The 23,530-nt window shown below is 70.5% G+C and carries 20 protein-coding genes and 1 pseudogene; 10 read left to right on the top strand and 11 right to left on the bottom strand.

Annotated features, from left to right (window positions below; translation table 11 throughout):
- Positions 1–237: 237 nt before the first annotated feature.
- The gene (locus ACYVO2_RS34550) at positions 238–897 is read left to right on the top strand and encodes an HNH endonuclease family protein (RefSeq protein WP_461012058.1); all 660 of its coding nucleotides are present in this window, start codon (positions 238–240) and stop codon (positions 895–897) included.
- 233 nt (positions 898–1,130) lie between these two features.
- Here the strand turns inward: ACYVO2_RS34550 and ACYVO2_RS34545 are convergent, their stop codons facing one another.
- Complete coding sequence (locus ACYVO2_RS34545) at positions 1,131–1,688, bottom strand: hypothetical protein (protein ID WP_461012057.1); 558 nt, start codon at positions 1,686–1,688, stop codon at positions 1,131–1,133.
- A 523-nt stretch (positions 1,689–2,211) separates the two neighbouring features.
- Here ACYVO2_RS34545 and ACYVO2_RS34540 point away from each other — a divergent pair.
- Positions 2,212–2,526 (top strand): hypothetical protein, encoded by a 315-nt coding sequence (locus ACYVO2_RS34540; protein ID WP_461012056.1) that lies wholly within the window; start codon positions 2,212–2,214, stop codon positions 2,524–2,526.
- Between the two features lie 16 nt (positions 2,527–2,542).
- Here the strand turns inward: ACYVO2_RS34540 and ACYVO2_RS34535 are convergent, their stop codons facing one another.
- From ACYVO2_RS34535 to ACYVO2_RS34520, 4 genes are all read right to left on the bottom strand, one after another.
- Complete coding sequence (locus ACYVO2_RS34535; protein ID WP_461012055.1) at positions 2,543–2,767, bottom strand: hypothetical protein; 225 nt, start codon at positions 2,765–2,767, stop codon at positions 2,543–2,545.
- Between the two features lie 283 nt (positions 2,768–3,050).
- Positions 3,051–4,967, bottom strand: coding sequence for a hypothetical protein (locus ACYVO2_RS34530; RefSeq protein ID WP_461012054.1), 1,917 nt, complete (start codon positions 4,965–4,967; stop codon positions 3,051–3,053).
- Positions 4,964–5,545 (bottom strand): hypothetical protein, encoded by a 582-nt coding sequence (locus ACYVO2_RS34525; protein WP_461012053.1) that lies wholly within the window; start codon positions 5,543–5,545, stop codon positions 4,964–4,966. The genes ACYVO2_RS34530 and ACYVO2_RS34525 overlap by 4 nt, the downstream gene beginning before the upstream one ends.
- Positions 5,535–6,623 (bottom strand): dsDNA nuclease domain-containing protein, encoded by a 1,089-nt coding sequence (locus ACYVO2_RS34520; RefSeq protein WP_461012052.1) that lies wholly within the window; start codon positions 6,621–6,623, stop codon positions 5,535–5,537. The genes ACYVO2_RS34525 and ACYVO2_RS34520 overlap by 11 nt, the downstream gene beginning before the upstream one ends.
- Positions 6,624–7,417: 794 nt before the next feature.
- Between ACYVO2_RS34520 and ACYVO2_RS34515 the strand changes: the two genes are divergently transcribed.
- The 3 genes from ACYVO2_RS34515 to ACYVO2_RS34505 all read left to right on the top strand — a co-directional run bounded on the left by ACYVO2_RS34515 (position 7,418) and on the right by ACYVO2_RS34505 (position 11,100).
- Positions 7,418–7,888 (top strand): hypothetical protein, encoded by a 471-nt coding sequence (locus ACYVO2_RS34515; protein WP_461012051.1) that lies wholly within the window; start codon positions 7,418–7,420, stop codon positions 7,886–7,888.
- Positions 7,885–10,101: a tetratricopeptide repeat protein gene (locus ACYVO2_RS34510; protein ID WP_461012050.1), complete on the top strand. Its 2,217-nt coding sequence runs from the start codon at positions 7,885–7,887 to the stop codon at positions 10,099–10,101. The genes ACYVO2_RS34515 and ACYVO2_RS34510 overlap by 4 nt, the downstream gene beginning before the upstream one ends.
- Before the next feature lie 687 nt (positions 10,102–10,788).
- Positions 10,789–11,100 (top strand): hypothetical protein, encoded by a 312-nt coding sequence (locus ACYVO2_RS34505; protein ID WP_461012049.1) that lies wholly within the window; start codon positions 10,789–10,791, stop codon positions 11,098–11,100.
- Between the two features lie 156 nt (positions 11,101–11,256).
- On the opposite strand, the gene ACYVO2_RS34500 is transcribed toward ACYVO2_RS34505, so the two are convergent.
- The 4 genes from ACYVO2_RS34500 to ACYVO2_RS34485 form a co-directional block, all read right to left on the bottom strand.
- Complete coding sequence (locus tag ACYVO2_RS34500) at positions 11,257–12,129, bottom strand: replication-relaxation family protein (RefSeq protein ID WP_461012048.1); 873 nt, start codon at positions 12,127–12,129, stop codon at positions 11,257–11,259.
- A 156-nt stretch (positions 12,130–12,285) separates the two neighbouring features.
- Positions 12,286–12,627 carry a hypothetical protein gene (locus tag ACYVO2_RS34495; protein ID WP_461012047.1) on the bottom strand — a complete coding sequence of 114 codons (342 nt, stop codon included), beginning with the start codon at positions 12,625–12,627 and terminating at the stop codon, positions 12,286–12,288.
- Positions 12,628–13,841: 1,214 nt separating this feature from the next.
- On the bottom strand, positions 13,842–14,843 hold the full coding sequence (locus ACYVO2_RS34490; protein ID WP_461012046.1) for an AraC-like ligand-binding domain-containing protein: 1,002 nt from the start codon (positions 14,841–14,843) through the stop codon (positions 13,842–13,844).
- A gap of 590 nt (positions 14,844–15,433) precedes the next feature.
- On the bottom strand, positions 15,434–16,330 hold the full coding sequence (locus ACYVO2_RS34485) for a hypothetical protein (protein ID WP_461012045.1): 897 nt from the start codon (positions 16,328–16,330) through the stop codon (positions 15,434–15,436).
- 1,445 nt (positions 16,331–17,775) lie between these two features.
- On the opposite strand from ACYVO2_RS34485, the gene ACYVO2_RS34480 reads away from it, so the two are divergent.
- The 5 genes from ACYVO2_RS34480 to ACYVO2_RS34460 all read left to right on the top strand — a co-directional run bounded on the left by ACYVO2_RS34480 (position 17,776) and on the right by ACYVO2_RS34460 (position 21,546).
- Positions 17,776–19,386 carry a DNA primase family protein gene (locus ACYVO2_RS34480; protein WP_461012044.1) on the top strand — a complete coding sequence of 537 codons (1,611 nt, stop codon included), beginning with the start codon at positions 17,776–17,778 and terminating at the stop codon, positions 19,384–19,386.
- A gap of 107 nt (positions 19,387–19,493) precedes the next feature.
- On the top strand, positions 19,494–19,877 hold the full coding sequence (locus ACYVO2_RS34475) for a DUF6009 family protein (protein WP_461012043.1): 384 nt from the start codon (positions 19,494–19,496) through the stop codon (positions 19,875–19,877).
- Between the two features lie 544 nt (positions 19,878–20,421).
- Positions 20,422–20,697 (top strand): hypothetical protein, encoded by a 276-nt coding sequence (locus ACYVO2_RS34470; protein ID WP_461012042.1) that lies wholly within the window; start codon positions 20,422–20,424, stop codon positions 20,695–20,697.
- Positions 20,698–20,755: 58 nt separating this feature from the next.
- Positions 20,756–21,127 carry a hypothetical protein gene (locus tag ACYVO2_RS34465; protein ID WP_461012041.1) on the top strand — a complete coding sequence of 124 codons (372 nt, stop codon included), beginning with the start codon at positions 20,756–20,758 and terminating at the stop codon, positions 21,125–21,127.
- Positions 21,124–21,546 (top strand): helix-turn-helix domain-containing protein, encoded by a 423-nt coding sequence (locus ACYVO2_RS34460; protein ID WP_461012040.1) that lies wholly within the window; start codon positions 21,124–21,126, stop codon positions 21,544–21,546. The genes ACYVO2_RS34465 and ACYVO2_RS34460 overlap by 4 nt, the downstream gene beginning before the upstream one ends.
- Positions 21,547–21,620: 74 nt before the next feature.
- Here ACYVO2_RS34460 and ACYVO2_RS34455 read toward each other — a convergent pair whose 3' ends face one another.
- The gene (locus tag ACYVO2_RS34455; RefSeq protein WP_461012039.1) at positions 21,621–22,178 is read right to left on the bottom strand and encodes a hypothetical protein; all 558 of its coding nucleotides are present in this window, start codon (positions 22,176–22,178) and stop codon (positions 21,621–21,623) included.
- A 613-nt stretch (positions 22,179–22,791) separates the two neighbouring features.
- Positions 22,792–23,448, bottom strand: a pseudogene (locus ACYVO2_RS34450) (pentapeptide repeat-containing protein); the annotation flags it as partial.
- Between the last annotated feature and the right edge of the window lie 82 nt (positions 23,449–23,530).

Genomic DNA, 23,530 nt, shown 5'->3' with positions numbered 1-23,530 from the left:
TCACCCCCACCTCGGGCAGGGCCGCCACGGGCGGGCGAACACCGGCTCCACCGGGAGGTTTCAGCATCGCGTCCACACCACGATCCTCAACCGCCGACGCCACCACCGCACAGACCTGCTTCCCCGGCCCCGCCAGGCCGCGCCGCGCTTCCGCACACCAGACCCGCGCGCCACCCGGGCGAGTGACCGGCCGTGGCCGCGCGCATACCGGGAGGTGCGGCGGCCGATGCATCCGGGATGAAGACCACACGCCGCGCCACCCTGGCCGCCGCCGCTGCGGCGGCCGCCTGTCTCGCCGTCCTGCCCGCGCCCGCCCACGCCGAACCCGACGACTCCATGCCGCTGCGCACCGCGGTGGCGACCCTGCCCGTCGCCGAGGAGAGCCGGGCGGGGTATGTGCGCACCGCGTTCCGGCACTGGGTCGACGCCGACGGCGACGGATGCAGCACCCGCAACGAGGTACTGCTGGAGGAGGCGATTCAGGCGCCGCAGGTCACCGGCCGCTGCACCCTGACCGGGGGCGCCTGGCACTCCTGGTATGACGACACCGAGGTCACGGATGCGCGCGGGCTGGACATCGACCACCTGGTGCCGCTCGCCGAGGCGTGGGACAGCGGGGCCGGCGCCTGGAGCGCCACACGCCGCCAGGCCTACGCCAACGACCTCGGCGACAACAGGGCGCTGGTCGCGGCCACCGCCCGCTCCAACCGGTCCAAAGCCGACCAGGACCCCACCGACTGGCTCCCCGACCCGGCCGTGGTGTGCCACTACATCACCGACTGGACCGCCATCAAACACCGCTGGGACCTGACCGTCGACCCCGCCGAGCAGCGCACGCTCACCCAGCTCGCGGCCGACTGCCCGAACGTCCCCGTCACCCTCACCACCCCCGCCTGACCCGCAGCACGTCCGGGTAGGGCGGCACCGACCGCGGCGGGGCGAGGCGGGGCGTTGCCGCCGCAAGCGCACTGACACGGGCCGGCACACCACAGGTGCCGTCACTGACATGAGCCGACACACCGCCGGTGCCGCCAACGGCGCCGGCCGTCGCGGTGCCGCCCGGCCCGGGCAGCGCGCCCAGCACCGGGGCGGGCGGGCCCGGCCTCTCCCGGCCGGGTCCGCAGAGGTGGTCAGCAGGAGATCCCGGCGGCCTTCCACGCCGCCTTGATGTGCCCGTACGCCTCCCAGGCCGCGCCGTCCAACGGCGCGCGCAGCACCAGGGCGGTGGCCAGGGTGGTCACGGCCGGGGTGTCCAGCGTGAGCACGGCCGTCACCCGGCGCAGGTCGTCCACGATCTCGGCGATGGACCGCTCGGGACCGCAGAACGAGGCACCGCAGAACTCGACCAAGTACCGAAGTTTCTCCGTGTCCGGCTCGCCGTCACGGGCCCGGCGCAGCGCGGTCAACACCTCCCACAGCGCCTCCAACTCCCACGCGGGCAAGGAGAGCAGGTACAGGCCGCCGGTGGTGGGGTGCTCGGGCAGGGCCGCGGCCAGACGGGCCAGCAGGTGCGCCGCCTGGTGGTAGGTCACCGCGGGCAACAGCAGCCGGTACTCGCCCTGGGCCTCGGCGACAGCGGCGGCGGAGGCGAGCATCGACAGCACCCCCTCCGCCAGATACCCGGCGTCCTTCACCCACGCCGGGTCCTTGGGGAGCACACACGGCCGGTCCGGCCCGGTCTTCGACATGAACACCACCCTCCCGGCCCCGCCGCGGCAGCACCACCGAAACGGCGAACACCAACGCCCACCGCGCTTCTTCACGCCCCCGGCCCCGCCGCGCCCGGCCTCTTTCCCGGCCGGGCGCCCCGGCCCCGCACGGGGCCACCCAGTCTGCCAGCGCAGCGCCGCCGGGATCCCCCTGCCACGCCGCTCGCCGTACCCTCGCCCCCTCGTCCCCACCACTTTCCAGGGGCAGCGAGAGGCGTACAGGGGGATGTCAGCGCCCCGAGGCCACTCACCACGGGGCCTGACCAGCCGGAGCGGCGGCCGTCACGCCGAGTGCCGCAAGTAATGGTGCAAGGAATGGTGAAAGCGATGGTGCAAGGAATGGTGCAAGTGATGTTGCCACGGGGCCGCAGCCGGGCCGGGCCCTGCCGTCACCGTCCGTAACCCGGCCGACCGGAGGCCACCAGGGTAGACGCCGCCCTCCCGGCACGGGGGGCCGCCGCGCCGGGCGTGCCCCGGGGCGGGGTGGGTCGTTGGGCAGAGCGTGACCCGCTCCTCCGTGTACGCCCGAGCGCTGCGGCGTGACGCCGCCGTGCTGCTGGAGGACCTCGAGGCGGGCAGGTGGGTGCCCAGCGAGGCGGAGCGGGACTTCGCCGAGGGCCTGGCCCGCCTTCCCTGGGACGGCCCGCACTACCGCGCCGCCCTCAGCCAGGTCCCGGACGCGGTCCGCAGCAGCCGGCTCCTGGACGTCCTGGCCCCGGCCGTCGACGTCCTGGACCAAGCGGCGGCCGCCGACATCGACCAGGCGCTCGTGGTGCGCCTGCGCCTGCTCGTTGACGCGCTCGCCCCCGCACCCTGACGGCCCGCAGACGCCTTCAGTTGGGGCCCGCCGCCCCGGCCGCGGGTCCTTCGTCGTCCCCGGAGGCCGGCGTCCGCTCGACCCCCGCCTCCTCGCTTTGATCGGGGTGGGCGCCGCCGTAGGGGCGCATCGGTTCTATCGCCAACGCGATGTCTCCTATGCGGAACTGGCACCGGGTGGACTGCTCCACCAGCTCCACCAGCAACACCGACTCCGCCACCAGCGCCTGCGCACGCTTCACCCGGACGGAGGACCGGGGCGCACGCGACAAACCCTCTGCCACACCAACGAGACCAGCGTTGCCGCCGAGGCCAAAGCAACATCAACCGAGGTTCAGACACAGCTCCTCAACGCGCTGCTCGCCCGCACGTACGAGGCCGCCGCCGCGGGCCCGCGCCCGGGAAGCACACCATGACGGACACCACAGGCGAACCGCAGACCGCCGCAAGAGCCCGGAGCGGACCCCGGCGGCCAAGCCGGGTCGTCGGGCACTGGAAGCCGCCGACAGGGCGGGACGGCATGCGTCAATTAGCTTCGTAGACCTGCGACATTTCAATGTATCGGATGTTGTCTCCGCGCAAATTTCCAGGCAGCGCTTGGGTCGTGAGGACCTGCGTGCCGGTGATCTCCGCCGCTTCTGCGAAGTCGCGCAAAACGGATTTGATGACGTCGGCGTCGATGCCTTGTTGATAGGGATTGTCGAGCATCAGAAATCCGGGAGAAGCGCACTCCTCATCCAGGTCGTTCGCCAGGAAGAGAGTGGCATAGCTATAAGCAAGGAAGAACAGTACGCGCAGTTCTGCGCCGAGAATCTGGTTCCAGGGACGGGTGCCGACGTAGAATGTAAGGTCACTGTCGCTGATGGTGATATTTCCGTTGACCCAGCCGTTGCCTCGGTAACTATGCAGGAAAGAGTTCATACGGTCCGCGAATTGGGCGCACCGGTCGGCGGGTGAGGACCCAGATGCCTGGTGCGGGGGCTGGGCCTCGGTGATGTCGTTGAGGGCCTGCTGGGCCGACGCAACGGCCTGGGTGGCCTCGTTGCGGCGCTGCAGGATCTCTTCGATGGCTGGGAAGGCGGTCATCTTCTGTTCCAGCTGCGCGATTTTTCCGGCGAGGTCCTCCAGTGCGGTCATGAAGGGGGCCAGTTGGGCGGCTCGCTCATTATTGATGCGCTTGGCCAGTGCGGCTTGTAGCTGTTCCAGGTGAGTACGGCGCGCGTGGGCGGTTTGCACAGCATCGGCGGTGCGGGCGATTACGTCTTGCAGGTCTGCCAACTCTGATTCAAGGGAGCGAATCTCCACTTGGGCGCGGCGTCTGCGTTGATCGTCGTCGACGGGCTGGTTGCAAAGGTAGCAGGCGTCGTCGTCGTGGGGGCGGCGCGGATCGACGTGTTGTTCGCAGGCGGGGCACAGACGCACGGGCAGGGCGTCGAAGAGTTCGACGGAGGTGATGAGGCGCTGCATGCGGCCGATCTCCGCGGTGACCGTCTGTGCTGATTTCTTGTGTTCGTCGTGGAGCTGCTCGAGTGTGGTCACCTCGTCGAGGGCACGCTGTAGGCGGCGTGAGGTGTTCTCGTAGTCGGTGGTGAGGGTGGTGTCGTAGCCGGCAGCGGTTGTCTCGTGGCCGCCCTGGACCATGCTGCTGATGTCCGCGGTGAGTCGGCGGCGCTGTTCGTAGGCGGCATCAAGCCCGGCCCGAACAGCGCCGCGGGCGGCTGCTACCTGCTCCAGCGAGCGGGCCACAGGGATGTCGAGGCGGTCGGAAATGGCGGTGACGGCCTGCAGGGTGCTCTCGTGGACTTCGCGTTCCACAGCCTGCGTCTCGGCTAGGCGTTTCCTGGCCTGGGCGATATGGAAGTCCTTGTTGGAGTACTTGACGGGGGCGAAGCCGAGGAGCTGGCTGACGACGGCACGGCGGATGAACTCAGCCTCCTTGTTGGCAAAGTCGGTCCAGGAGTCTTCGTTACGGTAGATGTGACGCAGGGTATTACGGAAGGACAGGGGGGTGAGCTGGTTGGCTGATTCGGCGACGATTCCTTTGGGAATCTGCAGGACGGGCCAGTCGAGCTCGTGCAGGATCCACTCGGAAAAGGCGTCGACGTTCAGGCCGTCTCCGTCGATGTAGACCTTGTTCATGCGGCCGTGCTGGAGAGACCTGGTCAGCGTGTGCGGGCGGCCGTTGAGGGTCAGGTCGGTGCTGATTTCGACGTACTTCTCGGCTACGGCGATGGTCAGGGCGTCGCGAGGGCTGTCACGGTCGCCGAGGCAGTAGTCGATCGCTTTGAGCGTGGTGGTTTTGGAGGTGTTGCGGACCCCGGTGATGATATTGAGCATGCCGGGGCGGAACGTGTACTCGTCGATCTCTCCGGTGTGCTGTACGAGCCGGACGGCCTTCACCCGGATGCCGCGGCCGGGGTGGGCGATGACAGGCTTGGTCATGGCTGGATCTCCTGGCGGAAGGGCGCGTTGCCGACCTCGTCCGGGAACAACTCGTAGATCAGCTCTTTGAGCTGGGTGCCGGTCATGTCGGCGAGGTTGCCTTGCATGGCTTCGCAGCGACGGACCAGCGGTTGGAACTGAGGGCTCCGCGCGAGCCTCTCAGCGGCCTTGCGGCCAGCGGCCTTGAGCTTGATGCGTTCGGGCTTGTGGCTGGTGGTGACGGTGACCAGCTCGCGTGACACGAGGAAGGCCAAGAACTGCCGGTAGCGGTGGTCCCAGGGCCCGTAGCGGTAGCGGATCATGGGGGCTTCGACCTCGGTGGAGTCCCGGGCCAAGAACGCCTCGCCGAGCGGCACAGCCTGAGGCATGGCCGCGTGGGCTCGCTCCAGGAATCCGGGGTAGCGCACGAAGAAGTCGAGCTTGGCGAACTTGGTCCGGCCAGCGATATAGGAGCCCGGCTGCTGGCCGCACAGGTGGATGAGCAGCAGCAGGCGCGCGGCGTGGAAGTCTGGGGAGTCGTCCGGGTCCCAGGGACGGTGCAGGGGCGGAACGATGCGGCTGCCGATTTTATGAGGCATCGACGTACCTGTTCAGGCAGCGTGCAGTGATGTCGCTGAGGGTGGCCAGGGCATCTACGAGGTCGTACGTGCGATCCGCCACCTTCGGCATCTGGGCGACTTTGAGGACCGTGGCCTGATAGGCGTCGGGGCCGGGAGGAATCAGGCCGCTGCGCCGTTCGGCCATGGTGACGGTGCACAGGGCGTGGACGTCGTCGGCCAAGTCGTCGAGTTGCTGCCGCCTGGTGCCGATGCTGGCACGGCGTCTGCGGCGGAAGGTGAGCATGGTGTCGTGCTGGGCTTCGGCTTCCACATCGGAGACGCCTGCCGGCCGGAGCTTGTCCTGCAGCGTCGTCAAGGGTTCCGTGGAACCGTCGTGGCGTCGACCGGTAACCTTGCGCACGCTGTCTTCCACGGTCGCCCGGAAGGCGTCGCGGCTGACGCTCTGCACCCGCAGGGCCCGGGCGCTGCGGGCGATGCCCTCTAACAGACGGGTCATCACCTCCTCCACCTCCGCGTACATCGGTCCGGTGCCCAAGAGCGCACCGACGTGCGGAGCCAGGCGTTGCAACGCCTCTCGTTCGACGTCCTCGATCGTGCGGCCGACGACGAGGACATCGAGGCGGTCCACGCACCAGGCGACATCGCGGCCATCCGGAAGCCGCAGATCACTCAGCCGTTCGATGACGTCGTTGCGCGTGGACTCGCTCACCGGCCCGCGGGGACGGTCCCGTTCCACCGCGAACTCGAACAGCGTGGGCTGCGGCATTTCGTTGATGATGAGCGTGAAGCGGGTGTCCTCCGGCAAGGGCTTGCCCAAGAACAGCTTCCCCAGATAGCTCGTCTCCGCCGTCTTTTGCGGAGTTTCCGGCCTGCAGACGCTGGCCACGCTGTGGCGGGTACCGGCCTCTTCGATCGTCTTGACCTGTCGGTAGTTCGGCGCGGCACCGCGGTAGCAGAGGATGTCTTCCAGGTCTTCCCAGGACACCGCGGTCCACTGCCCATCCAGCATGTCCAGACAGTCCAGGAGAGTGACTACGTCCTGGTAGGCGAAACCCCGCCGGCTCCGCCGCCCGCCATCAGCAGGTGCCAAAGCCATTGGCACTCCCTGACGCCCCCCAACCAAGCGCTTCCCCGCGCGCGGCACACACATCTTGTCGCACCCATGCCCCCCAATGACACCGGGTAGGCAGTAGATCACCCCTTGCTGCGGGGGGGCAACGGTAAGCGCAGGACCGGCTGACGGAAGAAGATCAAATCCGCCCTTCACTGGACAGCGAGTCTGGCGGCGCTCGCGCATTGGGGGGCGTGAAGGCGCGGGCCGGGTATCCAACCCTCTGCCGGACAGCAAGCCGGTGCCGCAGACGGGGTGGCCGAGCGGCGGGAAGGGCCGCGCGGGCGGCACCGACACCTTCCAGCGGGGCGTGGAGGTGCTGCGGCGGTTCCGGGACCGGGAAGGGCACGTACGCCTCCCCCCACGGACACGTAAAGGTCTGGAACAACCAACGGGCGGGGGACGGGCAGGAAGTGACCGTGCGGCTCGGGGTCTGGTGCAGCAACATGCGCACCCCAAGGGAGCGGCTCACGCCTGAGCAGTCCCACCTCCTGGACCAGCTCTGCCTGTTCGACTGCACCCGGGGACGAGCGTGCGGGCGGTCCCGGCCGGTGGCGAGTCGTCCACGCGCAGCTTGGCGGCCGGGGGCTGGGTTTCGGGGTGGCCAGGGGGTGGCGGTGGTCGGCTCCTGGGCTGGCTCCGGGATTGAACGGGCCGTTCCACTGCGTTGCGTGGTTGTGACGCGGCCGGTTTGTGCGGTTGCCCGGGCAGGCGAGCGGTCGGCCCGGCAGCATGGAGGGATGGCGGGGAGAACACGCGGAGCAGGGATCGTTGCCGCGATGTGCGGCCTGGTCTCAGCAGGACTGATCGCCCTGGTGGTGGCGGTCGATCTGGACACGGCCGGGCAGGTGGCGGGCGTCACCGGCAGCATCGCCGCACTCGCCGGCCTCGCGGTCGCGGTCCACGCCCTGCACCACACACCCACCACCCCGCCGCCACCAGCCCCCAACCCGGGCACCACGACGGGCCCAGGCGCCGGAACGGGGCCGGGGTCGGACACCGGGACGGGAACGGGGTCGGGCAGCGCTGCATCAGCGAGCCCCGGCGCGCGGTCGGTGACGGCCGGAGGCAGCATCGGCCGCGCCGTCACCGGCGACCGCAACCACCTCACCACGCAGACACCCTCCCCGCCAGCGACCGGCAGCAGTGGGACGGGCACAGCCCCGGCCGGGCCGGCGGCGTCGGAGCGGTCCGTGGTCGCGGGCGGGGACATCGGCGAAGCGATCACCGGGGACGAGAACCACACATGACACCCCCACTCCCCTGGCGGCGGAGGCACAAGACCTCGCCTGCGCAGCCCAGCCCGGCGCTGGCCCCCGAGGGCGAAGAGGTGCCCGCCGGCGTCCCCGGCGCGAACACCGACGAGGCAGTCGTCCCGCCCGCCCCGGCGCAGCCCGCGCCGCCCCCCGCGGCGGTGCACGGTGCGGACGCCGGGCCGGGCGGTGGCGAGCGTGCGGCCACCGTCGGCGGCGACGCGGGCACCGTCATCACCGGCGACCACACGCACATGCCCGTCACCGACGAGCGCGGGCAGGTCCACAACACCGTCACCGGCGGGCAGCACGACGCGGTGGTGCAGACCGGCCCGGTCAAGAATCTCCACCTCGCCGCGGGCCCGAAGATCCCCGCCCGGTTGGCGGATCCCGCCCGGTGGCCGGTCGCCGCCTCCTGGGACGCGCTGGCCGCGGGCGCCCACCGGGCCCGCCCCGGCGACGACGGCGACGCCGTACCCCCCTACATCCCCCGCGACATCGACCACATGCTGCGCGAGCGGCTGGCCGCCGCCGGGCGGGAGGGCGGGATGGTGCTGGTGGTCGGGGACTCCACCGCCGGCAAGACCCGCTCCGCGTTCGAGGCGCTGCGCGCCACCCTGCCGGATCACCGTGTTCTCGCCCCTGCCGTCGGCGCCGAGCTGCCCGCGGCGGTGGAGGTCATCGAGCGCGGCGGTGTGTCCTGTGTGGTGTGGCTGGACGATGTGGAGAAGTACCTCGGCCCCGGTGGACTGGAGCCGGGGCTGCTGGCGGAGCTGATGCGGCTGCGCGTGCCGGTGCTGGCGACAATGCGGGCAAGGGAGTGGGAGGCGTTCACCCGGCCCGCCGCCGACCAGGCCGCCCAGGGCGGGAACCGTGGCGGGTACCTGGCCGCCGACCTCGGCGCGAAAGTCCTCAACCAGGCAGAACTTATTGAGCTGGACCGGATCTGGAGCGAGGACGAGCTCGAGCGCGCCCGGGAGTGCGATGATGAGCGGATCGTGGACGCCACCGTCCACCACGGCCCCTACGGCATCGCCGAGTACCTCGCCGCCGGCCCCGCACTGCTGAACGAATGGCAGCGCGCCTGGCGCCCGGGCGGCCATCCTCGCGGTGCTGCCCTGGTCGCTGCCGCCGTCGACCTCGCCCGCACCGGACTACGCGGCCCGTACGGCGCCGAGCTCCTCGTCGGGCTCCACGGGCAGTACCTCAAGGACAAGGGCGGGGCCCGGCTACGCCCCGAACCCGTGGAGGAAGCGATGGCATGGGCGGCACGGGTCCGCTACGGCGCCACCGGACTCCTCAACCCCGCAGACACCGGCGACAACGACACCCGCAGCGGCGGCGCCGATGGGGATTCCGACGGGTCGCAGGCAGAGGCGTGGGAGGCGTTCGACTACCTCGTCGACCACACCAGCACCCCCGTACCCGAGACGGCCTGGCACACCGCACTCGACCACACCACCGACACCAGCACACGGTTCGCCATCGGCGTGCACGCCTACCGGCACCAGACCATGGACATCGCCGAGACCGCCTGGCATACCGCAGCCAACGCCGGACACCCCGGCGCCGCCTTCAACCTCGGCAACCTGCTCCACGACACCGGGCGGGGGGAGGAAGCCGAAGCCTTGTACCGCACCGCAGCCGACGCCGGACACCTCGACTCCGCCGCCAACCTGGGCCTCCTGCTCCACCGCACAGGGCGGGTGGGGGAAGCCGAAATCCTCTACCGCACCGCAGCAGACGCCGGCGTTTTCGGCGCTGCCAACCACCTCGGCCTCTTGCTCTTCGAGAGCGGACGGCTGGACGAAGCCAGAACCCGCTGGCGCACCGCAGCCGACAACGGCGACTGCGACGCCGCCTACAACCTCGGCAACCTGCTCTTCGAGACCGGACGGCTGGAGGAAGCCGAAACCCGCTGGCGAGCCGCAGCCGACAACGGCGACTGCGACGCCGCCTTCAACCTCGGCAACCTGCTCTTCGAGACCGGGCGGCTGGACGAAGCCGTAACCCGCTGGCGAGCCGCAGCCGACAACGGAAACCGCGACGCCGCCAACAACCTCGGCAACCTGCTCCACCAAACCGGACGGCTGGGGGAAGTTGTGATGGTGCTGAAGAGTGCGGCGCAGGTCGGACATGAGCAGGCGCGACAGGTGCTGAGGGCTCTGGGTGAGTCAGTCGGGGACGCGGACGACGGAGAGGCGGGGTGACGGGGCGGTCGGTTCAGCGGCGGTAGGGACCGCGGGCAGCACCAGCCGGTCCTCGCCCCCGGCCTCGGCGGCCTCGGCGGCGGAGGCAAGCATGGACAGCACCCGATCCGCGAGACAGCCGGCGTCCTTCGCCCACGCCGGATCCTTGGGGAGCACACACGGCCGACCCGGTCTTCGACATGACCACCAGCCTCCCGGCCCGACCCCACCAGCACCACCGAAACGGCCAACACAGCCGCGCACGACGCGTCTTCGCGCCCCGCCCCGGGCGCGCCCGCCCGGCCTCTTCCCGGCCGGGCGTCACAGCCCCGCGCGGGGCCACCCAGCCGGCCAGCGCAGCGCCCCCGGGATCCCCCTGCCACGCCGCCCGCTGTACCCTCGCTCCCTCTTCCCCACCACTTTCCAGGGGCAGCGAGAGGCGTACGGGGGGATGTCGGCGTCCTGGGGCCACTCACCACGGGGCCTGACCAGCAACAACGGCGACCGTCACGCTGAGTGGCGCAAGCAATGGTGCAAGTAATGGTGAAAGCGATGGTGCAAGTGATGTTGCCACGGGACCTCGGCTGGGCCGGGGCTGGCCGTCACGGTCCGTGATCCGGCCGCCCGGGACGCTACCAGAGACCGGCGCCGCCCGGCACGGGGCGCCACCGGGCGTGCCCGGCAGCCGTCCGGGTCGTTGGGCGGGGTGTGACCCGCTCCACCGTCTTCGCGCAGGCCCTTAGCCGTGACGCCGCCGCCTTGCTGGAGGATCTCCAGGCTGGCAGGTGGGTGCCGAGCGAGGCGGAGCAGGACTTCGCCGAAGGCGTCGCCCGCCTCCCCCGGGACGGGCCGCACTTCCGCGCCGCCCTCAGCCAGGTCCCGGACGCGGTCCGCAGCAGCCGGCTCCTGGACGTCCTGGCCCCGGCCGTCGACGTCTTGGACCAGGCGGAGGCCGACGTCGAGCAGGCGTTGGTGGTGCAGCTGCGCCTGCTGGTCGACGCCCTCGCTCCTGCACCCTGACGGCCTCCCGCAAGGAGGCGCCACGGAGAGATCGTCGGGGCGGCCCCTGGCGCCCTTGCACCAGCCGCGAGCCCTCCGCATCCGCCAGGCCGGCGCCCCCGTGTCGGTTCGGCACGGGGGCGCCGGGGGGTTGCGGCCGGGCTGGGCCCGGGCGTCTCAGCGTGGCTCGGGCAGCCGGTTGAGCGGGTGGACGCCGCTGTGGAGCGGCATCCGCCAGATCGGCTCGTCGGGGCCGTGGGCGGCCAGATGCTCCAGGGTGGTGGTGGCCACGACCATCTGCCGCAGGCGCGCGGCATCGACCGTGGCCGCGTGCTCGAGGAAGGTCTCCTGCCGGGTTGCCAGTGCCGCCCGTCTGGGGGCGGGGGCGAAGACGACCAGCAGTGGCGGGAACGGGTTTGTGCCGTGGGTGCCGCCGTAGGTGTTCTGGCAGTGGTTCCGCGGTGAGCGGGCCGCGTTGCCCCGGCCGGTGGGTGCAGCGGTGCGGTAGGCGTTGTAGCGGTGGAGCTTCGCGGTGAGGGCGGCGTAGGTCATGGTGCCGCGGTCGACTTCCACGAACGCGTGCCGGCCGTCGGTAAGCAGCGTGACGGCGTCGGGGATGAGCGGCCCGGCCGGGGTGGGGTGCGCGACCTCCAGGTGCCAGTCGGTGGGGTGGGCGGTGCCGTGGCGGTGGAAGGCGATGACGGTGTCGACCACGGCCACGGCGTGCTCGCGCAGCCCCGTCTTCACCGCCGCCGCACGCCGCCCCGGGGTGCGGCCGGCGGTCGGCGGCAGGACGCCGGAGGCTGCGGCCCCGGCCAGGCCGGCGGGGGTGCAGTGCCAGTAGCTGTGCTGGGCGCGCTGGGCGCGGCCGACCAGCGGCGGGGACTCGGCCCGCAGGTTCCGCAGGGCCCGGCGGATGTAGTCGGTGCCCTGCTGGTGCGGCAGCAGCAACTGGTGGAGCTGGTGCGGGGTGGCCAGGCGCAGCCGGGCCAGCGCCGCCAGGACCTCGCCGCGGATCTCCGCGCCCGCCCCCCGACCGCCGCACCACAACACTCGGATTCGCGGGCACGCACGCCCCTCTCCCCGGCGGTCCGCGAGGCTGCGCCCCGACGGCCGGTCGGCTGGACCGACTGGCCGTCGGGTGAAGACACGGCGCGCATCGGAGGTGTGCCAGGGAGTCGGCGCGAACGCGCCGGTCACCATGACTCAGCAGTCGGCGCGGAGGCTCCAGACGGGATCCCAGTTGCCCAGGACGGGACCGTAGTTGGCCGGCGTCGTGTAGATGAGGTTGTTGGCCTCGTTGAACATCTTCACCCTGCCTCCGTCGGGGAGGCGGTTGTTCCAGTAGCCAGCCCCGTACCAGGGCACGCTTGCGGACATACCGCAGCGCAGGACGATGGGGGGCGCACCGTCGCCGGTCGCGCAGAACGCGCCGGACACGGTGCACGGTGCCGCGGCCGCGCGGCTGGCGTCAGGGCTGGTCGCGACCGCCCCGCTTGTGGTGGCGGTCAGTGCGGCGGTCGAGATCGCAAGGATCGAGACGGCCATGCGGATTTTTCCCATATGTAGGGCTCCCTTCCGTTTTTCTTCGTTGCTGTGTTTTCACCATGACGGAGAGGTCTTGGGCGAGTTTTGGGGAAATATGCAAGGCGGCGCGGCTGCCGGGTGGTGTGCGGTGGTGTCATCACACGGCCCTTCCTCCGGGCGGGGCGGGCCGTTCAGGGGCGGTGAGCGGCTGCCTGCCACGGCTCACTCCCGGAGGCGTGCCCGGCGTGGCGGGCGCGGTGGGTGGGTTCGGTGCAGGCCGGGACACTGCCGGATGCGGCGGTTCGTGTCGGCGGTGAGGGCGGCCAGGCGTAGCCGGGTGCCTTCCACGGCGGCCAGGTCGGTGTCCTCCACCCGGTCGCGGTCGCCGCGCGGGTGCGGGGCAGGACCCGAGGGCGGCCGGTCGACCGGGGCATGCTCGGTCGCTTTGCCCGGGACGGCGGGGGTGGTGGGGTGGCGGGGGTGTCGGCGCTCGCCGTCGGAGCTCCCCACAGCATGATGGCCGCAGCGGCAGACCCGATCACTGCCATGGCTTGCCTGCGCATATTGCCCCCTGGTTGTTGGCGATCTTCATGGGTCCAGTTCCTTGCGCTCACGCAGGCTGGAACCGTGCCGGGCTTCCCGACTGCCCGGTCACCTGCCCTCCAGCCTGCTGCCACGCTGCGTGGAAGTCCTTGCCGATTTGTGCAGTGTGCTTGTCGCTCCGTGCCGGCGCACCGCCGCCTGGGCGGGAGGTCACCGCGCCTTGGCCCGCCTAGCCCGGCGCGACCTGCGGGGCCATCACGACCTCGCCGAGCTCCTGAAGCATCGCCACGGCGACAGGGTCACCGGCCGCCGGAAGTCCACATGTACAGGTACCAAAGGGCCCCGCTCTTTCCGCAGTACCAGTTCTCCCACTCGAGGCCCAAGGGAGCACCATGCGCCCGGCAGCTCGTCTGGGTGAGGTACCAGTCGACGTACGTCCACCCGGCAGCAGTCGTCGGCGTGGGGGCAGCGCTCGCGAGCTGACTAACCGTACGGCCCTCAGCGCTTGCGGAACTGGCGGGTGGCGCTGCGGGAGCTGCCTGGGCCGGTGCCGCCACGAGGCCTAACCCGGCTATGGTCCCAAGAAAGAGTCCTACGAGGATCTTTCGTGTGCGCATGAATACCCCCTCCTTGTTCTTGGATATTCGGGTGTTCGGCATCCAGGATGGCGAGCACGACAGCACTGGGCCCTGTCATTCCGCGCAGGGTTGTTGCCGATTCGCGCACACTATGGGCGGCAGGTGTCTGTAGTCCCTTGGCGGGATTCCGTAGGTGGCGCGGAAGAGTCGGCTGAAGTGGGTGGGGTTGGTGAAGCCCCAGCGTTCGGCGATGGCCTGGATCGGGCGGGTGTTCAGGAGGGGGTTGGTCAGGTCGAGGCGGCAGCGTTCCAGGCGGCGGTGGCGTATCCAGGCCGCCGGCGATGTGTTGTCCTCGGCGAGCAACTGCTGGAGATGGCGCAGGGAGATGTGGTGAGCGTCCGCGATCATCTGGGGAGACAGATCGGGATCGGCGAGGTGCTGCTCGACGAACGCGTTGATCCGGACCCGCAGGGCGGCCTTGCGGGTCTCCGGGGCCAGTGACTCCTCAGTCTCCAGGCAACGGGCGATCACAGATGCCAGGAGGTCCAGGGTGACCGAAGTGAGGGTGGGGATGTCGGCTGGGGTGAATTCGTGGGCGCGTGCGTTGAGGTCGGTTAGCCAGCGGGCGAGCACCCCGCCCATGCCGCTGCGTCCGCTGATCGGGACAGCGAACAGGCTTTGCGCCGTCTTCTCCGGCAGCGGCAGCAGCCCACGAGGAAACTGCACGGTCACATGGGACCATCTGTCCGGATCGGCACGAACATCGCCGAGGTAAGGGCGGCTGCTGTCCAGGACCACCAGGTCACCAGTGCGCAGCGTCGTATCGCCCCCGTCTACAGAGACAATCCCCTCCCCACCGAGGAAGTAGTTGATCAGGTACACCTCAGGATCGGACTGCCGGATCAGCCGCGCCGTCCGCGCGATCTCCAGATGCGAGTAGCCCAGCGCGGCCACCCGCACCTCCGTCAAGTCCAGGACGCGCATCCTGGCGCGGAAGTCGTTGTGGTCGTTGCTGCGCAGCCGATTGCGCATATGCGACTGTTCCGTCGCTCCCTCCCACAACGCGAACCGCTCTGAGGCCGCCACGACCTCCGTGCTGAACTCCGTCACCAGCATGCCCAGCCCTCGTAGCCGATCCTCGTGGCTTCGAACGTGGCACGGGGGGCGTACGCAGTCCAGCAGCACTTCAGTCACATGTGCCGCCATGCACCTCCTGGCAGCAACGAATTCTCAAGATCAAGAAGCATCAGGGATCAGAAACACCCACTCAGAGACCGATATGGGAGCGGGTGCCCCTGCGGTAACGACGTATCACCAGTCACAGCAGCCTCAAATTGACGAACCTTCGCCAAGCGCGTGTGTTCTTTGCAGAACCTGGGCTCGCACGCGGACCAGCGCGACAGCGTCCGGGAGCTGTTCGGGGACCTGGTGTGGGACCCGATCGTGAAGCACCGCTCGCTCCTGGTGGACGCCGACGGCGACGAGGTGCCCCTGACGGAGGTCCGCGGGTCATGCCAGCGCCGACGCAGTTGCCGCGTCCCCGCGGGCCGGGGAACACCGGGGGCGGCCTGGGAGGCACCCGACGCGCCGGACGGTCCGGCCGGGAGGCCGGAGAGCAGGGGCAGGTGGCGCAAGGGCGGGACGCCGGCGCGGCCAGGCTCCGCCCCCCGGGGGGCGTGGCGCGGGGCGCTGCGCGCGGATCGTGGCTACGGCCCGGGAGCGCGGCACCGCCGCGGCGGTGCAGGGGCAGCAGCGCGAGCCCGGTCGGGCGGACCGCAGCCCCGCGCGGGGTCCCGCTCGCTGGCTCCTGGGAATTCGGCGGCCTGGGTCAGGATGTCGGAGAAGATGCTGGCGATGTGCCGTGCGGCCGGGAGTGGGTCGGGCCGCGGGTGCGTCCACGGGCTCGTCGGGAACAGGTGGGATCGGCCGGGGAAGGCGTCGAGCAGCGTGGTGAACTGGTCGTCGCACCAGGACGGCACCCAGGCTCCGGACCGGCACAGGAACACCGCGTCGAAGGGCGTGGGGACCGGGGCGTGGTCGTCGACGCTGGTGTGCACTGGGACCATGGGCGGGGACGAGTCCCCGTGCGGCCGCCACGCGGGGTAGGTGAGGGTGAGCCGACTGCCCCGGTCGTGGTGCACGAGCATCCAGTCCCCGCACGTGTGCTGCCCCAGCTCACGCCACTGCTGGATGTTCTGCGGGCCCCTGTCGCGCGGGTAGCCGCAGTCGTGGTGGGCATCGAACAGGTGCACGTCCTGCCACGCGGTCGTCTTCGAGTCGAACAGGGAGTAGTGGGCGGGGGTGAGGAGTCCGGCGTAGAGGTTGGAGTCGGCGTAGAACAGGGGCGGGTCGGGGCTGGTGAAGGTGAACCGCTGCCAGAAGTGCTGGTAGCCCTCGCAGCAGGGTGGTTCGATACCGGCCCGCAGGAGTTCCTCAGCGCGCCAGGCCCAGACGGTCTCGCACAGGAGGCGGTTCTCGGCGTGCGCCCAGTCGTAGAGGACGGGGTCGCCGCGGTGCGGGGCGGGCAGTCCCTCGAAGGGGTTGTGGAAGAAGAAATCGAAGTCGACGCCCAGTAGCCGTCCACGCCGCTCGCTGACCGGCACCGTCGCTTTCCCCCTTCCTCAGGTGTCGCGTCCCCCTTCATCCTGGCAGTGCTTTGGAAGAGCGGGGCCGCGTGCGCGGCGGTGCCGGGGGCGCAGCCGACATGTGACCGGGCTGCGGGCGCCGGTCGCTTGGCCCGGCGGTCTGGGCCCGTGTGGTTGGTCCCCGGTCTGCAACATGGACCGACGGTGGCTCAGCTCGCGGTGTGATCCCTTGCCCGCATGCCCCGTTTTCTTCCTCACTCGGTCCAGGCGGGGACACCGCGCAGGCAGACACGGGCAATTCGCCCGGCCCCCGGAGGGCGCGGGCAGCTCTGTTCTGGGCAGGCAACACGGCCGGGGAGACTCGAGCAAGAGCGGTCGCTGGGGTGGCGACGACAACGCGAAGCGGGGGCGACGGCTGCGGCTTGATGCCGTGCGGGGCTGGCCGCGCCGGGGCGCGCGAGGACCAGGCGTGCATGTTCGGGACACAGTGGTAGCGCGTGCACAGGTGCCCTGTGCGGGCGGGAATGGTACGAGGTCCGTCGCGCCGCTCAGCGGCGGAAGCCGGGCGCGGAGTGTTCGCGAGGGGACTGAGCAGTTCGGGATTGGCTTCGGTCCCGTTTGGTCCCGTCAGTAAAGCCGCAGGTCAGGCGGCTCCCCGGGGTCGGGACGGGACTGACGGGGCTCAACTGTGGGGTTATGGCCATCAGGTGCGCGCGTATGCGCGCGCGAGACCACTACATACGTAATCGTTGTTCAGCAGCTCATATACCGCACGCTCAGTCCCGTCAGTCCCGTGAAGGAGCGGCGCATACCGTTTGACCTGCGTTTTCGTGCGGGACTGAGGCCAGGACCGATTCGGACCCGCCGAGACTGAGGCCCGTCGGTCCCGTCCGGCGCGGACCCCCCCGGGGCGACCGGCGGCGGGAGCCGGGGTTGAGGAACTGAGCGCGCCTGTGACACGCGCGGCGGTGGAGCCCCCACCGCCGGGTGCGAGTGCGCTAGCCTCGGTGCCGCATGTGAGATTCTCAGTCCCGTCAGTCCCGTAGGACGAGACGGCAGCCCTCTACCAGGGTCCTGGCCTCAGGGGCCGAAGGGGCTCAGCGGCGCAGAAGGCGAAAGAACCCGCGAGGATGCCCGGTGCCACAGCAGGTCGCGACAGCCCTCCGGTGCTCGGCACCAGGGCAGGGCCCCCTTGGGGCCAGTGCCCTGGGCTGGCCCCAGGACCGCGGAGCACTCAGCTCGAACCCACACGGGCGCAGCGCCGGCGCCCGGGCCGCCGCCGTGGCCCCGCTTCCCCGCAGGCTTGAGGGCACAGGCGGTATCTCGGCTGTGCCAGCGCGGCGGTCCCCCTGTGCGGTGGGACGCCGCGGTTCGAGCGCGCGCCGGACGCGCTGCTGTGCGCCGCTCGGTGCTGTCCCGGTGGGCGGCGGTGCGCGCTGCCTGCCCGGTGCCCGGGGCGGTTCATGAGCGGCGCCGGGCAGCCCCGCTTCGACGCCGTCGCCGCTGCGGCGCAGATGCACCAGCAGCAGGCCTTGGACCTGTCCTTGCCGGGCAGCGCCCCAATCCTGCCCTTGCAGCAGAGTGCAGCGCCGCGGCGTCCGGCCGGGGACTGCGCGGGTGTTCTTCCCGAGGAGCTGACCGACCGGGGCAACGCGAAGCTGTTCGCGCGCCTGTACTGCGACCGGTTCCGGCATGTGGAGGGACTGGGCTGGTTCTGCTGGGACCAGTACCGGTGGCGGCGCACCGGCGGGGAGAAGGCTGCGGTGTGGGCGGCCGGGGACATGGCCGAGCAGATGCCGCGGACCGATCCGCGCGGGGTGTTCGGTGATCGGGAGCTGGCCGCACATCGTCGGCGCACGCAGTCCACGGCGGGGATGAAGGCGCTGCTGCTCCAGGCCCAGGCCGCGCCCGGGCTGAGCCTGGACCCGGACGTGCTGGACGGGGACGTCTATGCGCTGTGCACCCCCAGCGGGGTGGTGGACCTGAAGACCGGTGAGCTGCGCAAGCCCGATCCGCTCACCGACATGCACTCGCGCGCCACCACGGTCGGACCGCAGGCGATGCCGATCCCTCGGTGGGAGAGCTTTCTGCGGGATACCTTCGGCGACGACGAGCGGGGCCGGGAGACCACCGCGTTCCTGCACCTGCTGCTGGGCTACTCGGTAACCGGCGACGTCGGCGCGCAGGTCCTGCCGTTCCTGTACGGCTCCGGCGCCAACGGCAAGTCGGTGCTGCTGGAGGTGATGATGCAACTCCTGGGCGACTACGCCAACGCCGCACCGCCCGGCTTCCTGATGGAGAAGGGGAAGTTCACCGAGCACAGCACCGAGCTCACCGAGCTGCACGGCCGGCGGATCGTGGTGTGCAGCGAGCTCAAGCCCAACGACAAGTTCAACGAGGCCCGCGTCAAGCTCCTCACCGGCGGTGACAAGATCACGGCGCGGCGGATGCGGCAGGACTTCTTCAGCTTCACCCCCACCCACAAGCTGTGGCTGCTGGGCAACCACCGGCCCGAGGTCGGCACCGGCGGCTACGCGTTCTGGCGACGGATGCGCCTGATCCCCTTCGAACGCAAGGTCCCCGACGAACGCAAGATCGACAACCTGGCGGCCGAACTGGTCCGGGACGAAGGGCCAGGAATCCTGCACTGGCTCATCGAAGGCGCCCGCCGCTACCTGGCCACCCGCGACCCCCTCACCGGGCCCGCGTCGGTGCGCCTGGCCACCGAGGCGTACGAGAAGACCGAGGACCACATCGGCCGCTTCCTCACCGAGCGCTGCACCAAGGGCGAGGCCGGCAGACCGGACCCCCGCCTGCGGGTGGAGCAGAAACTGCTCTACGAGACCTACAGCCGCTGGTGCGCGGACGAAGGCATCCAGCGGGCGACGAGCCGGGCCTTCGCCAGCCGCATCCGGCAGGAACTCGGCCTCGCCTCCCCCGCAGAGATGATCAAGAACAACGACAAGAAGCTCTACCCCGGTCTGGCACTGCTCACCGACATCGAGGCAGGCGACACGCCTGCCGACGACACGCCCGCCAACCGCAGCGGGGCGCCCCCCGGGAACCGCAGGTGATCTTGCGGAACCTGGGAAGGGCCGCCGTCCCGCCGTACGATCAACGCCGAAACGCCACACGCACCAAGGCCCCACAGCCCCGAAGACCACCAGGAGGGTCCACCGCCATGAGCTCGATGCTGCAAGACAGCCAGCTCACCAGCGAAGAAGAAGTCGTGTGGCTGGAAGACACAAGCACCCTCGACTACGTCCGCCAAGCCCTGGACAAGGTCAACACCCGCCGGGGCAAGCCCCGCTACGAACGCGACGGCCGCCTCGTCGGCTACACCAACCTCACCCCCACCGCGCAACGTGACCCCGACAGCGGACTGTTCGCGCGGCGGACCTTCTTCCTGCTCCCCCACGACCGAGACACCGACCCCACCGGTGACTACGCGGTGGGCGCCCCCAGCGAAGCCGTCGACCCCCGCACCATCGCACCCGGGAAAGCCGGCGCCAAGACCGCGCGCTCCCAAAGCCGCACAGCACAGATAGCACCCGCCAGCCCCTGACCACGCTCACCAGCCTGTCGCGGCGACACAGCCCGGGAACGTTTGTCGCTTCGCCTACGCGCTGATCCTCTGCGATCCCCCCGTGCTGAGGGCCGCCCGGGGGCACAGTTCGAAAGAACACAGGAGATGCGCAGATGACGGTCGGAGCCGGTACACGGAAGCAGGAGCGAGTCGCACGGCGGGTGTGGGCGGTGCTCTGGGCCCCCACGGCCGCCTCTCCTCCGGCACGGTCAGGCTCTCCCGCTCCCGTCCGGCCCGCGCCGATCAGCGCTTCACCGGTGGCGTCGCAGCCGCACGCACGGCCGCGGTCGACCACGTCAACATGCATCTGTCCCGCATCCGTTCGGCGGCGGGGGTCCTGGCGAGGCGGCGCGGGCCTTGGGCGAGGACCTGGCCGTCCTGCCCTGGGACCGGCCGCACGTCCGTGTCACTGCTGGGGTGACACAACACGCGCGGAAAGTCAGAATCACCGACTTGAAGGTCAGGTATGCCGACCTTCTGCTACGTTGCTGGGCGCCCAGGATCATGAAAGTGCGAGCCGCTCGTGTCCGAGTCGCCGCGCCGACGCCGCGCCAGGCCCGTCGACCCCGGGCTGCCGCCGGACGATCCGCTGCGCGCCTTCGGCACCCGCCTCCAGCGCATCGCCGGCCTGGACGACCTGGCCCGCCAGTACCCGGGCCGGGACATCGCCGTCAGCCGCGAGCGCCAAACCCTGGAGTTCTACTCCAGCCCCGAGCGACCCAACACCTTCGCCATGGTGGCCCTCGAATTCCTCCTGGTCATCGCCAGTACTACCGCGAAGCCCTGCCACTGCGACTGATCCTGCTGCTGATCGCCGCCCAGCGCGCCGGCGGACAGATCCCCCCACCCAAAAGGACATGGCCGAAGTCCTAGACGTGCCCCGACAGCGGCTCAACGAAGCGCTGCGAGAGGTCATGGGCCACGGAATCGTGATCAAGCGCCGCCGCGGGGTCTACCAGTTCAACCCGCCCTACTCCTACGTCGCCGCCGAACTGGTCCGCGGCCTGGAAGGCCGCACCCAGTACGTCCAGGTCGACCAGGCCGAAGCCCTCGCCGAGCTGCGTGCCAGCGCGCTTCCCGAACAGGTGCGCTACCCCTCCTTGGAGCACATGCGCCAGGCTGTGGAAGAGCTGCGCAAGGAACGGGCCGCCAAGCGGCGCGCACGACGGGAGCGGTCCGACGCCGCCGTGCCACGCCCGGCGCCGGAACGGGGAGAGGAACACACATGAGCCACGGTCTGCTGTTCGCGCCGGTCAACGCCGAAGGCGTCGTCGCCGCCCTCGACCTGCCCCAGCCCGCCTACCGCGTCCTGTTCGCCCTGCGCTCGCGCAGCGAACCCGGCGGCCGCGTGGAGATGGGCCAGCACCAGATCGCCGACCTGGTCGGGCTCAGCCGGCCCAGCGTCACCTCCGCCCTGCGCGAGCTCATACTGGCCCGCCTGGTCACCAAAGAGCGCAACGGCGTCTACCGGATCAACCCCATGCTCGCCGGCTACACCACCCCCGCCGACGTCCGCGCCGCCGTCGAAGCCATGAACCCCGCCGACCGCCTCGACGACCCCCACTTCGTCGATCGCTACCACCAAGCCGTCACCGACTACCGCGACCAACTCGCCCGCGAACGCCGCAAGAAGATCCGCGTCGCCTGACCCCCTCGGCACCACCACCAAGGTCGCGGCGGACAGGCTGGTGGCTTGCGGGTGGGGTGGTCGTGTGCTGGTGGTCAGCGTTTGACGCGGCTGCGTACCGCCAGGACGGTCAAGCCCAGAAGGATGGGTGCGGTCAGGCGGGAGGCCATCTCGGTGTAAGTGCCGGTGGTGGTCAGGGACTGGCCGGAGGAGCGGAAGACCACTGAGTTGATCACCACCCGCAGGGCCTTTTCGAACCGTTCGCCGGTGACACGCTCGGGCCAAGGACCGGTGGGGTTGCGCGGGGCGGGCGTGTCGGTGGTCAAGGAGACCTCCTGCCCAATCGGGACCTGGCGGCCCGTGGTGGTCGGCTTGGGGTCGGCTGCGGGCAGGCCCCACAGCAGCAGCGCGAGCATGGTGGCGGCCATGGCGCCCATCAGCCAGGCCAAGGCTCGCATCGCGCGCAGCCCGTAGCCGGACAGGGCCCAGTAGACGGCCAGCAGGACCCGCTCGCCCCATGGGCGGGTGTGGTCGTGGCGGCGCATCTCCATCTCGCCGTAGTAGAAGTCGGCGGCGTCCGGCTCGTTCTTGCCGTCCTCCAGCGACTTGCGCACCTGCCGGTACAACGCCGCCAACGCCGCCGGCTTCAACACCAGGACGCCTTTCGGCGCGGGCGTCCAGCCGCGGGCCAGGTCCAGGCGGTGGGAGCGGGCGCGCCAGTGGTGCTCCTCGGCCAGCGTGCTGCGCCGACTCCACCATGTGGGGAGCAGCCCCGCGGCGGCGGGTGCTGGTAGGGGTGGTGGCGAAGGTGCACCAGCCGTCCACCCGCAACTGGTCCAAATGGACCGCCCCGGCGAATCGGCAGGAGCTCAGGTCGATGTCGTGCAGCAGCAGGTGCGCCGCGTCCACCCCCTCCAGCGAGGCCAGACGCACACCGGGATCGTGGTCGGAGAGTGGTGCCTCCCAAGGCGGATCGTTCCTGTGCTGGCGGGTGAAGGGTGTGGGGCGGGCGGTGACCGTCAGCGGGTACTCCAGCACGGCGTCGCTCAGGTCCAGCTCCGCATAGCGCAGACGCAGCGTGCCCGTCGACGCCCACCGAGTGCGCACACACGACACCGTACGGGCAGCAGCCTCCATCGTCACCGGCACCCCGAACACCGCGCTGCCTAGAACCACTTTCTTCGCGCACACTAGTGGCCCCAGCTGCGACGTCCCCTCGAATCGCACCCCGACGAACCGGGCGTCGCCGGTGAACGTTGCTTCGTCGAACCAGGCGTCGCTGGCAAAGGTTGCCTTGTCGAACCAGGCGTCACCGCTGAACGTTACCTCGTCGAACCAGGCGTCACCGCTGAACGTTACCTCGTCGAACCAGGCGTCACCGACGAAGGCCGCTCCCTCGAACCTGGCGCTGCTGGTGAACGCTGCCCCGCCGAACCTGGCGTTGCTGGTGAACAATGCGCTGCCAAACCTGGCGCTGCTGGTGAACGCTGCCCCGCCGAACTGGGCGTCGCCAGTGAAGGTCACTACGCCGAACCAGGCGTTGCCAGTGAATCTCGCTGAGCGGAAGCGGGCGTTGCCGGTAAAGGTCGCCCCGCTGAACTGGGCGTCGCCAGTGAAGGTCGCTTCGTCGAACCAGGCGTTGCCGAGTCGGGGGTGCCCGGTGGCGGGGTCGTGTATGGCTTGGAGTAACTGGTTCAGCAAGTGTGTGGTGAAGGGGGTGCCGCGGTGATCGACGTCGGCGCCGGGGCAGAGAGTCGACAGGTAGGCGGCGCGATCCGGTTCTTTCAGGTGGGCCAGGCACGTGGTGTGGCCGGTGACGTGGATGCCGCGGCAGCCCACCGGGTCGTCGGCGGTGGCGCCGTAGCCGCAGTGCGGCCACTCCGATGCGCTGCTGGGCGGGGGTGCGGAAGGTGCGGACGTCATGTGCACTAGTACTGCAACGGTGTTTGTTCTGAGTGCTGGGCAGTTTTCAGGGGCTGTGTCCACGGCGCTTGTAGTGACTGAA

It is taken from the genome of Streptomyces capparidis, from assembly GCF_054782095.1.
This window is presented reverse-complemented; position numbering and strand designations above follow the sequence as displayed.

Excerpts from the sequence above, each read along its gene's own strand:
- ACYVO2_RS34550 (WP_461012058.1), top strand. The coding sequence starts at position 238 with ATGAAGACCACACGCCGCGCCACCCTGGCCGCCGCCGCTGCGGCGGCC.
- ACYVO2_RS34545 (WP_461012057.1), bottom strand. The coding sequence starts at position 1,688 with ATGTCGAAGACCGGGCCGGACCGGCCGTGTGTGCTCCCCAAGGACCCG.
- ACYVO2_RS34530 (WP_461012054.1), bottom strand. The coding sequence starts at position 4,967 with ATGACCAAGCCTGTCATCGCCCACCCCGGCCGCGGCATCCGGGTGAAG.
- ACYVO2_RS34525 (WP_461012053.1), bottom strand. The coding sequence starts at position 5,545 with ATGCCTCATAAAATCGGCAGCCGCATCGTTCCGCCCCTGCACCGTCCC.
- ACYVO2_RS34520 (WP_461012052.1), bottom strand. The coding sequence starts at position 6,623 with ATGGCTTTGGCACCTGCTGATGGCGGGCGGCGGAGCCGGCGGGGTTTC.
- ACYVO2_RS34515 (WP_461012051.1), top strand. The coding sequence starts at position 7,418 with ATGTGCGGCCTGGTCTCAGCAGGACTGATCGCCCTGGTGGTGGCGGTC.
- ACYVO2_RS34510 (WP_461012050.1), top strand. The coding sequence starts at position 7,885 with ATGACACCCCCACTCCCCTGGCGGCGGAGGCACAAGACCTCGCCTGCG.
- ACYVO2_RS34495 (WP_461012047.1), bottom strand. The coding sequence starts at position 12,627 with ATGGCCGTCTCGATCCTTGCGATCTCGACCGCCGCACTGACCGCCACC.
- ACYVO2_RS34490 (WP_461012046.1), bottom strand. The coding sequence starts at position 14,843 with ATGCTGGTGACGGAGTTCAGCACGGAGGTCGTGGCGGCCTCAGAGCGG.
- ACYVO2_RS34480 (WP_461012044.1), top strand. The coding sequence starts at position 17,776 with ATGAGCGGCGCCGGGCAGCCCCGCTTCGACGCCGTCGCCGCTGCGGCG.
- ACYVO2_RS34475 (WP_461012043.1), top strand. The coding sequence starts at position 19,494 with ATGAGCTCGATGCTGCAAGACAGCCAGCTCACCAGCGAAGAAGAAGTC.
- ACYVO2_RS34465 (WP_461012041.1), top strand. The coding sequence starts at position 20,756 with ATGGCCGAAGTCCTAGACGTGCCCCGACAGCGGCTCAACGAAGCGCTG.
- ACYVO2_RS34460 (WP_461012040.1), top strand. The coding sequence starts at position 21,124 with ATGAGCCACGGTCTGCTGTTCGCGCCGGTCAACGCCGAAGGCGTCGTC.